This is a genomic window from Candidatus Competibacter denitrificans Run_A_D11 (genome assembly GCF_001051235.1).
Taxonomy (GTDB): Bacteria; Pseudomonadota; Gammaproteobacteria; order Competibacterales; family Competibacteraceae; genus Competibacter_A; species Competibacter_A denitrificans.
This window is the reverse complement of the sequence record NZ_CBTJ020000027.1, coordinates 19,227-33,274: the sequence shown is the minus strand read 5'-3', so window position 1 is coordinate 33,274 and position 14,048 is coordinate 19,227. Positions and strand designations below refer to the sequence as shown.

At 61.1% G+C, this 14,048-nt stretch carries 10 protein-coding genes; 4 read left to right on the top strand and 6 right to left on the bottom strand.

The genetic code is table 11. The features are described 5' to 3' along the window. The first annotated feature begins 1 nt into the window (after position 1). The 3 genes from BN873_RS05025 to mraZ all read left to right on the top strand — a co-directional run bounded on the left by BN873_RS05025 (position 2) and on the right by mraZ (position 2,745). Complete coding sequence (locus tag BN873_RS05025) at positions 2-1,309, top strand: hemolysin family protein (protein WP_048671275.1); 1,308 nt, start codon at positions 2-4, stop codon at positions 1,307-1,309. Positions 1,310-1,398: 89 nt separating this feature from the next. Then, positions 1,399-2,022: a nucleoside/nucleotide kinase family protein gene (locus tag BN873_RS05020; RefSeq protein WP_048671273.1), complete on the top strand. Its 624-nt coding sequence runs from the start codon at positions 1,399-1,401 to the stop codon at positions 2,020-2,022. Between the two features lie 201 nt (positions 2,023-2,223). Further along, entirely contained in the window at positions 2,224-2,745 is a 522-nt protein-coding gene (mraZ, locus tag BN873_RS19335) for a division/cell wall cluster transcriptional repressor MraZ (protein ID WP_082161098.1), read from the top strand. Here the strand turns inward: mraZ and BN873_RS05010 are convergent. The 3 genes from BN873_RS05010 to BN873_RS05000 are packed head-to-tail and all read right to left on the bottom strand — an operon-like array spanning position 2,654 to position 6,339. After that, the gene (locus BN873_RS05010; protein ID WP_071244005.1) at positions 2,654-3,400 is read right to left on the bottom strand and encodes an ATP-binding cassette domain-containing protein; all 747 of its coding nucleotides are present in this window, start codon (positions 3,398-3,400) and stop codon (positions 2,654-2,656) included. The two genes, mraZ and BN873_RS05010, sit on opposite strands and share 92 nt — an antisense overlap. A gap of 1 nt (position 3,401) precedes the next feature. Then, a complete protein-coding gene (locus tag BN873_RS05005; RefSeq protein ID WP_242434371.1) occupies positions 3,402-5,111 on the bottom strand; it encodes an ABC transporter permease in 1,710 nt (569 codons plus the stop codon). Position 5,112: 1 nt separating this feature from the next. After that, entirely contained in the window at positions 5,113-6,339 is a 1,227-nt protein-coding gene (locus tag BN873_RS05000; protein WP_082161097.1) for an ABC transporter substrate-binding protein, read from the bottom strand. 329 nt (positions 6,340-6,668) lie between these two features. On the opposite strand from BN873_RS05000, the gene BN873_RS04995 reads away from it, so the two are divergent. Continuing rightward, positions 6,669-6,962 (top strand): MBL fold metallo-hydrolase, encoded by a 294-nt coding sequence (locus tag BN873_RS04995; protein ID WP_048671267.1) that lies wholly within the window; start codon positions 6,669-6,671, stop codon positions 6,960-6,962. Between the two features lie 6 nt (positions 6,963-6,968). Here BN873_RS04995 and pyrC read toward each other — a convergent pair whose 3' ends face one another. The 3 genes from pyrC to BN873_RS04980 all read right to left on the bottom strand — a co-directional run bounded on the left by pyrC (position 6,969) and on the right by BN873_RS04980 (position 14,006). Next, positions 6,969-8,000 carry a dihydroorotase gene (gene pyrC, locus BN873_RS04990; protein ID WP_048671265.1) on the bottom strand — a complete coding sequence of 344 codons (1,032 nt, stop codon included), beginning with the start codon at positions 7,998-8,000 and terminating at the stop codon, positions 6,969-6,971. Between the two features lie 94 nt (positions 8,001-8,094). Beyond that, a complete protein-coding gene (pglZ, locus tag BN873_RS04985; protein WP_048671263.1) occupies positions 8,095-10,290 on the bottom strand; it encodes a BREX-2 system phosphatase PglZ in 2,196 nt (731 codons plus the stop codon). Next, positions 10,287-14,006 (bottom strand): BREX-2 system ATPase PglY family protein, encoded by a 3,720-nt coding sequence (locus BN873_RS04980; protein ID WP_048671262.1) that lies wholly within the window; start codon positions 14,004-14,006, stop codon positions 10,287-10,289. The genes pglZ and BN873_RS04980 overlap by 4 nt, the downstream gene beginning before the upstream one ends. Positions 14,007-14,048: the final 42 nt, after the last annotated feature.

Below are 14,048 nucleotides of genomic sequence, written 5' to 3'. Positions count from 1 at the left end.
TTTGGAAAATTTTGTGTTGGTGGTGGCGGCGCTGCTATTGGTGGCGTTGAATGGTTTTTTTGTAGCGGCCGAGTTTGGCTTAGTGAAGCTGCGGCAGACCCGCCTTGGCGCCATCGCCAAGGCTTATGGTTGGCGCGGGCGGATTCTGACCACGGTGCATGGTCATCTTGATGCGTACTTATCTGCGTGCCAGTTGGGCATCACGCTGGCATCGCTGGCGCTGGGATGGATCGGTGAGCCGGCCTTCGCCCGCTTGTTAGCGCCTGTGTTCGAGCATTTGGACATCCGTTCGTCGGAAATGATCCACATTATTTCCATCCTTTTCGCCTTCTCCACCATCACCTTTCTGCATATCGTGGTGGGCGAGCAGGCGCCCAAATCCTTGGCCATCCGCCGGCCCGAACAGGTTTCGCTGTGGATCGCCATTCCACTTTATCTGTTCTATTGGGCGATGTATCCAGCGATCTGGCTACTGAATGCCAGCGCAACGGGTGTGCTGCGGTTAGTGGGTCTCGATGGCGCACAGGGGCATGATGCTCACTACTCGGCGGACGAACTCAAGCTGATCTTGCGGGATAGTAACCCCTCAGAAAAGATGAGCCGTGACGAATTGCGCGTTGTGGCGCATACCCTGGATTTCAGCGATCTGGAAGTATCGGAGTTGATGCGGCCCATCGGCGAAGTGGTGGGTTTACACCAGAATCGTCCCCTCGGCCAAAATCTCGATACCATCTACCACAGTCGTTACAGCCGCTATCCCTATTTCGCTAAGGATGGCGAAATGGTGCTGGGCATCGTGCATTTGAAAGATTTATTTCTGGCCCAGCAACATGGCAAACCCATTGAGCATTTCAACGATTATCTGCGCCCGGCGCATTACGTTGCGCCCAACACCCCGGCATTCGATCTATTCCGGCGCTTTCGCAAAGGCGCACCGCATTTTGCCATCGTCGGTCAGAAAGGCAGCAAAGCCGATGGTTTCATCACCCTGGACGATATGCTGGGGGCATTGGTTGGCGGCATCCGTGATGAGTTCCGCCAGAGCCAGAACGATTGGACCCGGATGGATGACGGCACCTTGATCGGCAAAGGTAGCTTGCCGATTTTCTCGCTGGAGCGGGAATTAGGTGTCGAAATTGAAAACGAAAGTGTCGATTCCATCGGTGGCTTGATTATGTGGAAGCTGGGTGATTTGCCGCATGAAGGCCAGAAAACCGAATTCGATCAATTCGATGTGGTGGTGAAGAAAATGAACGGCCCCCGCATCATGCTAGTGAGAGTCTATCCGAAGGATCAGGTTGAGGCGTAGCAGTCTCTGGATCAGGACGGTCCTCATCGCCCTACTCAGCATCTTGATGATACAGGTCTTTTTAATTTCTCTGGGTTGAGCCGGCCAGGATGATCGGAGAAATGTATTGGTCGCGGCTGAACGCACTGCTGGCCGGCGGTGAGCGCAAAATTCTGGGCATCGTTGGGCCACCGGGCTGCGGTAAATCCACCCTCGCGCACGTTTTGGGTGAACATCTCGGCGAGCGGGCGGTGGTGGTCCCCATGGATGGTTTTCATCTGGCCAACGTGGAACTCGTCCGTCTAGGTCGGGCTGGGCGCAAGGGAGCGGAAGATACGTTTGACAGCGCCGGCTATGTGGCGCTGTTGCAGCGACTGAGAGCGCAATCGCGCGATGAAGTGATCTACGCACCTGAATTCCGTCGGGAAATTGAGGAACCGATTGCCAGCGCGATCCCAGTATCTGCCGATACGCCGCTGATCATTACGGAAGGCAACTATCTGTTGCTGGATCGCGGCCACTGGGCCAAGGTGCGCGCTCTGCTTGATGAGGTTTGGTATGTGGAGGTCGATTCCCATCTGCGCCTAAAGCGGTTGATAGATCGGCACGAGCAGTTTGGCCGCGCGCCTCAAGCAGCCCGCGATTGGGTGGCCCAGACCGATGAGCCAAACGCCCGACTGATCGAATCTACCCAATCGCGGGCGGATATCCGGTTCCGCTGGCAGGAAACCTGATTGTACTGTTGGGCTGGCGGTAGAATGAATAGGATCATCGAATTGACTTTAAGCAACGCCAGGCGCGTAATTTACCGGTGTGTGCCAAGCGTTTTTTGTGGGAGCGGAATTGTTGCCGCTAGGCCGCTTTTAAGAGCTTGAAAAATCTTTACCTAGCGTGACATTTTGAGTCGAATCACGGCAAAAACAAGCGATTGATTGATGAGCGGTTTCCTTGGCGAGTTCGAATGCAAGCTCGATTCTAAACTGCGAATCGCGCTGCCGGCCGCCTTGCGCAAGCAATTGCCCATCGAAGCCGAGGGCCGCTTTGTAGTCAATCGCGGTTTCGAGCAGCATCTGGTGCTGTATCCTTTCACCGAATGGCGGCGCGTGACCGCTCAGCTCGACCGCCTGAACCCCTTCGTTAAGAAGCATCGCGATTTTGCCCGCTACTTTCATCGGGGCGCGACCGAATTGGAACTGGATACCGGCGGCCGGTTACTGTTGCCGCGCCGTCTGCTGGACTACGCTGGTATCCGCGACGCCGTAATTCTGCTGGCGTATGCGCAGCGCATCGAATGTTGGGACCCCACTCTATACGACAATATCCTGTCCGACGAACCGGCCGATTTCGCGCAACTGGCGGAAGAGATTATGGGCGACGGGGGACATTTGGAACGGAGCGCGGATCGTTTTCGGGATTTTCGGGATTTGCCCGCATTACCACCGGGTTCGCGGCATTAACCGAGGCTATTTGATCCAGCTCGATCATGGGGCCACCCGCATCAGTGGCATCAGCGGGGTCGTGGGTAACCAATAGGGTCGGCAGACGCCGTTGGCGGGCGTGTTCGAAGACAAACGTTCGCATCCGTGTCCGCAACTCGGTGTCCAGCTTGGAAAAGGGTTCATCCAGTAGCAGCGCCGCCGGTTCTGCCAACAGGGTGCGCATCAGGGCAACACGCGCGCCCTGACCGGCGGATAACGTCGTCGGATCGCGTCCACCCAAACCTTCCAGCCCCGCATCCAGCAAGGCGGATTCGACCCGAAAGCGCCGAGTCTGGCGCGAAAGGCCGCTTTGCAGGCCAAAGGCTAGATTTTCAGCGACGGTGAGATGCGGAAAGAGCAGGGCGTCTTGAAATAAGATACCGATGCGCCGTTGTTCTACCGGCAAATCCACCAGCTCGCGCCCGCCAAGCCGCACGGAACCTTCCGCCTGAAACGCGGGCGGCAGCGTACCGCAGAGGTAGTTGAGCAGCGTCGATTTGCCGCAGCCGCTCGGCCCCATCACCGTCACCACTTCGCCGGGATGGATCGTCAAATTTAATGGTGCGAACAAGGGCCGGTTTTGTAGGCGGATATGCACACCTTGCAAGATGAGTCTTTGGGAATCAGGAGTCATTTTATGATTGCCGCTTTCGGGCCACCCACAGCGCTGCCAGGAATCCCAACAACGGCAGTGCGGCTTGCGCCACTGCATACACGCCGATAATCCGCCGGTTGGCCCCACTTGCCAGTGTTACCGCTTCGGTTGTGATCGTGGCGTAACGGCCCGCGCCCGCGAATAGCGTCGGCAGATATTGGGCGACGCTGACCGCGAACCCTACCGCCACCGCGACCGCCACCGGACCGCATAGCATGGGTAATTTGACTCGCCAGAAGGCGCGGGCGCGGCTCGTTCCCAACGCGAGCGCGGTTTGCTTGTAGCGCGGATCGAAAGTGCGCCAAGGGTCAGCCAGCGACAGAAACACGTAAGGCAGCACGAATAGAAGATGGGTCCAGACCAACGCCAGCCAGCCGCCGTCGAGATGACCCCAAACCAGCAGCACTTGAATTCCAAACAGAAAGCCGATTTGTGGCACCAACAGCGGGAGGTACAGCAGCCATACACTGCGCCCGGCAAATGTCACCCGCCGGTGGACTTCATGCTCCAGGCACGCAACCGATAACAGCAGCGCCAGCCCGGTTGCCGCCACGCCGACGGTGATCGTGTTCCAGGTCATTAGCAACAGATTGTCGATTTGGCCGTACCAGTTTTCTAGAGTCCATTGTTCCGGCCACATCAGTGGAAAAGCCCAGCGGCGGGCGAACGACCACACGAGCATAACGGAGACGCTCAGCGTTGCTAGCGCCAGCACCAAATGACCACCGCCGAGCGCCGCCCATTTGGCGAAATCTCCCCCGCCACCGCGTCGGCCACCGATCAACCAAGGTCGGCTCCAGTATGCCAACAGTCGCATCGCACTTTCCCAAGTCGCCACCGAAATCAGAGCCAGCAGAAGCAATAAAAGCACGGCCGCCGCTGCCGGTAGCCTTCGGGTTAGCTCGGGATCATTGAACCAGCGCAGCGCCTGCACCGCCAACGTCGGTGGCGTGCTGGGGCCGATGATTAAAGCGATATCGACCACCGTCAAAGCGAACGTCAGGGCAGCGAACACCGGCAAGCGCAATAGCGGGTAAAGCGAAGGCAAGATGATTTTCAAAAATGTGCCGATGGGGCCATAGCCGAGCGAGCGGGCCATGGCCGACCAAGCCGCAATCGGTAGCTGTGCCAAACCGATTAGCCCCATGAACAACAGATACGGCGCTTCCTTGAGGGTCAGGGCCAGAATCAGGCTGATCCCCCAAGGGTCTTGGGGTCCGAAACCCGCGAAATCGGGTGGCCGCTCCCAGCCAGTCGCCCATGGCGATAACCAGCGCACAAGCCAGCCGCTAGGTGCGATCAGAAATGCCAGGCCGAACGCCAGCGCCGCATGGGGGATAGCGAGCAGGGGGGCCAACGAGCGGCGGATACGGTGTAGCCAAGGGCTGTGATAGCAGGTGGCCAGCAAGCTCAGTGTTAGCAGTAAGGACAGTGCAGTTGTGGCAAAGCCGGTCCATAGGGTCAATCCCAGCGAATGCCACAAACCCGGTTCCGCGAGCAGCGCCCGCCACGGCGCCAGGGAAAATTCAGTCGCACCCACTACCGGCAGCCAGCCAAACGCGGGCAACAGTGTGCCGATCAATCCAGCGGCAATCGGGGCCAGCAGCAAAAATAGCGTGAACGCGGGAGCGTGGGCGAGCGGTAAGAGGAGAATGCGCCAGACAACAGGCTGGCGTGATAGACCGCTCACGCTAGCGGCTATAGCGCGCCCGCCAGGCCGTTTCCAGTCGTTCCACCCAACTTGGATGCGGTTCAGGCAGCGGTGCGCCCAATTCGCCGGGGCTAAGTGTAGCGATGCCGCGTTTTAGCTTGGTAAACTGCTCTCGGTCGGCGGGAGTCAGCTTTTCAAGCCCCAATACAGTCGGGTCGCCCCAGATGGTCGGGTCCAGTTTGCGGGTCTGGGCTTCGGGAGAAAGCAGGAAATTAGCGATTACCTGGGCACCTTCCTTGGCACTGGAGTTATAGGGAATGGCGACGAAATGGGTGTTGGCGATGGTGCCGCCCGTCAGCACATAGGTGCGCACGGTATTGCGCAGATTCCCCTTTTCAATTTCCGCCGACGCATCGTTGGGATTGAGGCTGAAGGCCAGATCGATTTCACCATCCGCCAACAGTTGGCGCAGCGCAGGCGTGCTTTGTGGAAACGCCTGGCCTTGTCGCCAGAGATGGGGGCGAATTTCGTCCAGCCAGCCCCACAGCGGCGCAGTCACCGCGCCGAACGTGGTTTCGGCAACCGGTGTTTGCAAGGCGTCGCGCTGGTCGGTCAATTCGATCAAGACCTGCTTGAGAAAGGTCGAGCCGAGTGCATCGGGCGGTTCAGGATAAGTGAAGCGGCCAGGATGGGCTTTGGCGTAAGCCATCAGTTCGGCCACGGTTTTCGGCGGATTTTGTAGCTGGGCCGTGTCGTAGATAAAAACCAGTTGGGATTTGCCCCAGGGGACTTCCATGCCTTCGACCGGCTCGGTGAAATCCAGGGTAGTGCTGGGGATCGTGATGGTATCGACCAGGGGGTAATTGGGCAGCTTTTCGGAGAAAGGCCCGAACAGCAAGCCATTGCCCTTCATGGTATGGAAGTTCTCCCCGTTGAGCCAGAGCAGATCCACCGTGCCTTTTTCGTTGCGACCCGCGTATTTTTCGGCCAGTATCCGCGAGACGGTTTCGGCGATATCACCGACTTTGACATGCTGAAGGGTGATGCCATAACGGGCTTTCACCTGCTCACCGACCCAAGCGATGTAAGCGTTGGTTTTCTCATCGCCGCCCCAGGCGTTCCAGTACACGGTTTGGCCGCGCGCCGTTTTTTCGATCTCTTGCCACGAGGGTTCGGCGGCATAAATCCCCTCGCTCATGACTATCGCCAGTATTAAGGCGCTGAGCCAGCGTGATGCACTCCACAGTTTGCCCATTCTTGCGATCATAGTCTTCCTCGGAACAAAAGCGTGTTGTTGAAAATAGCTCGGCGGAGTGTCCACCCTTGGGCTATAACCGTTGAATGTAAGGCATGTAGCAACTTGGATTTGAAGTGATATTAACCCTGTCTTGCTACTGCTGTTGCTGGTTGTGGCTCCCTTATTTTAACGCTTGGTAGATGTCTCTATTCCTACCGAATTAGTGAGTTCATTATAGAACTACCCAGGGGGATCATTATCATGGCAATTGCACACAAACTCGATATCGGTCTTTTGAAACGGCTAAAAATCCGTTGTGTCTCCGAAACGGGTTGGTTCGACACCGGCACTGTGTTGGTGTGCTCAATCTGCTCGATTACGCGCAAAGGAACTTCGTCGGTGGCGAGCGGATTCACGCGCTCTATGGCGGGCTGCATATCGCGCCGCTGGACGACTGGGACGAGGCGCGGGAGCAGATCATCAACCGCCTGAGTGATTACGGCATCGATAAATTGGCGTGCAACCACTGCACCGGGCGCACGGCAGTCAGCAGGATGCTGGAACTGGGTTTGCCGGTACAGCGCGGCACGGGCCGCAACGGTTCACAAACCGACCTGTTTGTCGGTAACGGGGATGTGCTGGAACTGGGCTGAAATTGCCTATGCCATGCGCCAGGCTAGGTGTTCTCCAGCCCGCAGCGGCACCAGATAATCCTCACCAAACGGCAATTGCTCAGGAACTATTGTCGCCTGACGGTGCAGGGTGATGGTGGCGGTGTTGCGCGGCAGTCCGTAGAAATCGGGGCCGTGGAAACTGGCGAAGGCTTCCAGCCGCTCCAGCGCTCCGGTCGAATCAAAAGCTTCGGCGTAGAGTTCCAGCGCGGCATGGGCGGTGTAGCACCCCGCGCAACCGCACGCCGCTTCCTTGCCCTGTTGGGGGTGCGGGGCACTGTCGGTGCCGAGGAAGTATTTGGGGTTGCCGCTGGTTGCCGCTTGTACCAACGCTTGCCGGTGGCGTTCGCGTTTCAGGATTGGCAGGCAGTAATAATGTGGCCGAATGCCACCCTGGAAGATGGCGTTGCGGTTGTAGAGCAGATGATGGGCGGTGATGGTGGCGGCAACCGTGGTCGGCGCTTGCCGCACGTAGTCCGCCGCGTCTTGCGTCGTGATGTGCTCCAGCACGATCTTCAGCGCGGGGAAATCCCGCACCACCGGCATCAACACCCGTTCGATAAACACCGCTTCACGGTCGAAAATATCGACTGCCGGGTCAGTCACTTCGCCATGCACCAGCAACAGCAATTCCCGCGCCTGCATCGCCGCCAGCGCCGGGTAGATTTTCCGCATGTCGGTCACGCCAGAGTCGGAATGAGTGGTCGCACCGGCGGGATAGAGCTTGCAGGCGACGACTTGGCCGGATGCCTTGGCCCGGTCGATTTCAGCGGGTGACGTGTTATCGGTCAGATACAGCGTCATCAACGGCTGAAAGTCCAATCCCGCCGGCACGGCGGCCAGAATCCGCGTTCGATAGGCCAGCGCCTGCTCGGTGGTTGTCACCGGCGGGCGCAGATTGGGCATGATGATGGCGCGGGCGAACTGGCGGGCGCTGTGCGGCACGACCGATTGCATCGCCGCACCATCGCGGACGTGTAAATGCCAGTCGTCGGGGCGGGTGAGCGTCAGGGTTTTCATTATTAAAAATCAATGAGTTATTGGGTTTCTCGGCGGTGTAGCCCGTATCAGCATACGGTCATTAGAGTAGCCCAATGATTGCAAATCGACACCGCTAAATTCGCCACCAAATCGGTGGTGCTTCGTCACTGCCATACCAGCCCTCATCCATCCTGGGGCCATGCCGATAGCTGGCGACAGGCACCAGCGCTTCCTGCGGGGAACAGCCGCCGTGATAGCCGTTGCGCTTGCTGGCGTAGCGCAGCCGCTCGCTCCAGGCCAGCACCACTTCATCCAGACCACAGGCCGCTTTGATGCGGGCACCGCCAAGCTTGATTTCACCAGGATAGGACTCCAGGCTCGGTTCGCGCCAGCGGGTGCTGGGGCTGGAGGCGCGCAACTCGGTATCCTGATCCAGAAGATGGCCGTGGTCGCTGCTCAAAATCACCGTGCGTTCGGACGAACGCGCCTCCGCCAATAAGGCATCCAGCCCCTTGAACTGGGCAATAGTCCAGCGCAACCGGAGCTGATCGGCTTTCATCAGGTGATCGTCCACCGCATTGATGACCACCGCGACGACCCGTTGCCGGGTATCGTTTAGCGCCGCCCGCAGATCATCGGCCAGCGCGACGCCTGAGCGATCCAGCAAATCCTTTTTGTGAAACAGCAGCGGCGGTTTGCCAGCCACCGACGGCGTAACCAGCGCCGGAAAGCGTTTGAATTCGGCGTGTTCGGTGGCGGCGGAACCCGTGCACGGTCGCCCGCAGAACAGGGAAGTGCGTGAGGCTTCGGTGGTGGACGGCAGCATGGCCAGCAGCGTTGCGCCGGTTCCTGGCGTCCGTTGGCATGGCGACCAGCCGTGTTGCTTCAGGCTCTGATGCAGTTCCAGAAACACGGCAATGCTCATGCCGTCCACCACGATCAGCAGGATTCGACTGGCCGCCGCCACCGGAACGACAGCGCGGGCCAGCGCCGCTTCGATGGGGATCAGGGCCACGCCATCCGGGATGCCCGTCGCCAGGGCTTCGGCAAAACTGCGGTCGAACGCCTCGCGCCGCTGGCGCACGCAGTCCCGAAGTCGGGCATAGGCCCCGGCCAGTTCCGCCGAATCATCCCCCTCCAGCAGCACGTTCCGCGCCCAGTCCACCCAGGCGAGGTCGTGGCGATACCGGGTGGCGAGCGCCGTCAACGAGGGCGTTGCCGCGTCAGTCGGCTGCGCCAGCCAGCCGACCAGCCGCACCGCCATCTGGCAGCGCAGCACAACCCGCTCATCCAGCGTCGGCCCCTGATGCGCTAGCAAGCCAGCAAGCCAACGCCGGGCCGCAGACCCGTCCGACTCGTTGAGCGCCCCGGCGAAACTGCGGATTTTCTCAGCCAGCGCCGCCTGACCGTACCGGGCGCGTACCGCCAACGGTTCCGCCTTCAAGCGGGTTACGAGCGCTTCATAACGGCTGAGCGACGGCTGGCGGTCGTTGCCAGTGGCCCGCTCGAACCCATCGCGCGCCGCACTGGCCCAGTGTTGCAATGTGCGGGCGGATAGCGAAATCCCCCCGAATAAAATTTCCAGTCGCGCCGTGATTTTGGCGGTCGCCGCCGTCAAGGTCGGCTCGCGGTCGTCGAGCGCTTCACACAGCAGGCCCGCCGCCAGCAGATCATCGGCCTGACCCGCCGCAATCGCCGCCAGCACCACGCCCCCCACATCGCCCAGACGTTCCTGGAAATGCCCGCCAATCCCTGCCCGCGCTTCAACCGGCAGTGCCTCGAAACGCTCGCGCAGCCGTGGCGTGCTGGCCCATGCCAGCAGGTCGGGCGCGGTCGGTGGATAGGCGGTAAAGCCCAGCACCACCTGAAACAACTCTTGCCAGACCCGCTCCTGATCCAGCGCCAGTGAACGAACCGGCAAGTAACCCTCCGCTGGCAGAAAGCGCAGCAACAGTTCCGCCAGCCAGCGCTGGCGGGTCAGCCGGGGGTCGAGCGAAGCGGCGCGAAACAGCGCCAGCACGGTCTGCCAGAGATCGTGGGCGAACAGCCGCCGTTTGGCGCAACGGGCCAGCACATCGTGACCGAGATCCTCTTCCGTACCGGCGAACAGCAGCACGGCGGGCGTGGCGCCAGTAGCGTACCGACGCATCGCCTCGCGCACCGCCAGCGGCGACGCGCAGACGACCACCGGCCAGGGTTCTGCGTCGATGTCCACCGCCGCCCCGTCGAAGGCGTCGGCGGCCAGCCGCAGCAAAACAAATCGCGCCGCCGGGTCAGCCTGATGCGCCTGTTGGGCTTGCAGGGCCAATTGATAGGCTGGAACCTTCATTCCGCGTCCCGAATAACGATGGTCATATCGACGCGGGCGGTATTGTTCAGGCTTTCGAGCAGCGCCCGCGCCTCCGCCAGCGCCGCCAGCGCCGCCGTTTTTTCCAGACCCCGCTGGTCGATGCACCGCGCCGGTGCTGTGCCAGGCTGGACTGGGACGTGGATCGGGTGTGCGGCGACCTCCGTCGAGGGCGGCGCTTGTCGGCGGGCAATAGCCGCCAGCAATTGGTTGGCTTCCTGCTCGAAGCGGGCGAGCGCCGCTAACAGGCCGTCCACATATTCATAGCGCAACGCCGCCTGGGCGAGAGAGGCCAGAATGCCGCTGGCGGGTGAGGCGAATTCACCGCCACCCTCGGCGATGACCTGCACATGCTGGATCAACGAAGGCCGCAAATCAGCGCGGGCCAGTTCGTGGAGCGCGCCGAACACCGCTTTGGCTTCGGCCAGTAGCTCGGCTGCCAAATCCAGCCGGGCGCTCAGGGTGATCAGATCGAATTCCGCAGTCGCGGCTTCCAGCGCGGCGAACCAGTCCCGCAAGTGCGTCGCCGCACCTTTGCGCAGCGCCGCTTGCTGCGGCAGTAAAGACTCGGCGTGGGTCAGCGCCAACAATTGATCGATGAGCCGCAGATAAGCGGCCAGCAGTGGGCCGCTGTCCTTGATTCGTTTGCGGGCGGCCTGGGCGAACTGCGCCAAGCCGGGGGCCGAACGGTACAGCCCCGCCACCAGCGGATCGAGCAACTCGCCGCCCAGCGTCACCGCCTTTTCCCAGTCGGCGGCGTCCGGCAAAGGCTGCTCCCGCGCTTCGCAGTCATCCGGTAGCTGACCGACGCCGCCCCGGAACAACTGGCCAAAACGGTACAGCGAGCGGTTGGTCCGGGCCAGCCAGGTCAGAATCACCAAATCCTGCAAATCTTCGCGCAGGCCGCGCCGTTCGGGTTGATCCAGCCAGCGGCGCAGTTCGGCGACGGTGGGATCGTGGCCGGACTGCCGCGCCAGACAACGGGCGAAGTGTTGCGACCAGTCATCGCGCAATTGCAAAGCGGCTTCGCCCACTTCGGCCAGTTCCAGCTTCGGGGCGATGCGCCGGGCGTCGTCGCGCAACGTCGCTTCCAACTCCACCCGCCCGCCGGGCTGTTGCGCCGCCTGCGCCAGCACCTCGGCCAGCCGTTTGACGGCGATGGGACGCGGTTCAAGGTCGAAGCGCGGATGGGCCGGAAATTCGTAATCCAGCGCCTGTTCCAGCAGTTTGCTGAAGGCGTCCTTGAAGGTCGCGGCCACCGGCGGGCGAATCGTTAACGACGGATCGAGCCGGTAAAAATGCTCCTCCAGCGTTTGGGTGGAATCGAGCGCCTCGTCGGCCAGGTGGTTAAGGCCGTAAGCGGTGACCAGCGCATTGCGCATGAACTGGCGCAGTTGGTCGCGCTGATTAGTCAACAGCATCCGGGCCTGTTCCCGATCCACCTGCGACAGGTGCGCGGCGTATTGATCGAGATGACTGCCGCGCAACACGAATTGCAGCACCACCAACCGGCCCAATTGATCCTGCGCATTGGGCGACAGAAACGACGGCAGCCAGACCAACGAACGGCCGATATGGCCTTCATCGAGAAAGCTGTTGAGCCTGGCCACATCGTCCTGGGGGCCGTGCGGAGGCTGATCGAAGGGAAAATCCACCAGAATCCGCCAGATGCCTTCCCGGCCTTTCAGGGTATCGAAGGACTGTTCGCGGACGTTGCCGAACAGGATTTCCGCCTTGCGCCGCGAACCGCGCCAAACGAGATCCAGTTCCGGCGGCAGCAGGCTGGACACCACTTCGGTCAACTCCAGCCCTTCCAGAAGCAGTTGCCGGACTTCGGCTTGCCGGTTGCCCTGAGTGTCGAAGGACAGCGCGTTGGCCAGAATGGTGTCGGTATCCACCTGAGCGATTTCCAGCGCCACGCTCGGATTGGGCGAATCGTCGGCGATTTTGATTTCACCGGCCTGACCGGCCCAGCGCTTGAGCTTGGTCAACACCGCGATGCCTTCGCTGCCGGGCACTGGCGTGCGGATGGTGCCGTGGTTCAGCGCGGCCAGTTTGGTGGGGGTGAGGTGTTTCAGCGCTTCCACTTCGGGGGCGAGCGAGGCCAGCACCAGGGTTTTGAGCAGGCGGGCGTCATTGCGCAGGGCGGCGGCTTTTTTCGGGTCGCTTGCTCCGGCTTCGGCCTCGCTCCAGGTGATGCCGTGCTGATCTTCCAGCAGCGGCAGCAAGCGGCGTCGCCACAATTGCCGGGCCTGCTCGAAGAATAACTTGATGCCGTGGGTGAACGGTTCGTCACCGCTGGCGATCACGTCGAACAAATCGCCCACCGGAATCACCTCGCCGATTTCCAGGCGATCCGCCCGCTCCACCAGCATTTGCAGCATCAACTTCAGGGCGGTGCGTTCGCGTTGCAGCAGCGAGGACACCGCGATCAGGGTTTGCACCAGCGCCGGGGTGAAGGGATACAGATCGCGCAACATCTGCTGGTCGCCTTCGCGGGTGAGCAGGGTTTGCACCACTTCCGGCTGCTGGCCGAGCAGCTTGTCAATCGCGCTTTTCAGGTGTTGCTCTTCAGCGGGGCCACGCGGCCGCAACAGCCGTTTTTTGGCGATTTCCGGCAGGTTGCGATCTTCCAGATTCACCCGGTCGAAGCGGGCTTCCCACCATTGCAGGGTGTCGGCAAAGGACAGTTGCTCCACGCCCGGCAAATGCTGGCCGACCAGTTCGCGCAAATCACGCTGGCGGGCCATGAAGCTGATGATGGGCACCGGTCGGTCGGCGTTGCCCGATTCCACCAGTTTGGCGACTTTCTGGCCTTCGCGGGCAATCCAGGCGGTATCCGCCGCCCGGCTGGCCAGCCACAGGATAAATTCATCCAGAAACAGCACGATGCCGTCATAGCCCAACTGCTGGGCGTGGTGCGACATGGCGGACAGGCCATCGTCGAGCGAGGTGTAGAGTTCCTGCTCGGAAGCGGATAGCTGCTTTTGGGTGGTGAAGAAGGCGCGAGTCAGCGCATCGACCAGCCGGAAGCGGTCGCTGCTGCCGGGGGGCGCGACCAGTCCCGCCTCGAAGCGCGCCGCCGTCCATTGGTGGGCAAGCTGGCCCCATTTGGAGCCGGTCGGTTTGGAGCCGGTCGGTTGCGGGTCGCCATCGGCGTCGTTGAGTGCTTGCAAAAACGCCTCATCGCCCATCCGCGCCCGCAGCGTTTGCGCATCGGCGAAAATGCCCTCCCGCTGGTAGAAACCCGGCGTCGGCGCGGTGGGATGCCGTGTGGCGACATACTGGGCGTAACCGCCGAACAGCGCCGCTTCCAGCGATTGTGCGCCTTGCAGGTGATACGGAACGACCAGAAATTTTTTATCCCGCGTCCAGGCGTTGTGTTTGGACACCACCGCCGCCAGTTCGGGTTTGCCGCGAGCGGTCGGGTCGTTGCGCAGCAGCAGCGACAGCATGGCCATGAAATGGCTTTTGCCGGAACCGAAGCTGCCGTGCAGATAGGCGCCCTTGCTGGTGCGGGCGTCGAGGGCGCTTTTGACCACGCCAAGGGCCTGATCGAAGCATTTCAGCAGTTGCGGGGTGACGACGTACTGGCGGACGGTTTCCGCCGGGACGTTGAGGCCATCCGTGAGTTTCAGCACGAAATCGCCCGCGCCGACGTGTTCAGGCAGGTCGAAAATGTCGCGGAGGGTGGGCATGGGGTGGTTTTCCTTTGACCGGGCCGCGTCAGCCGCGTTGTG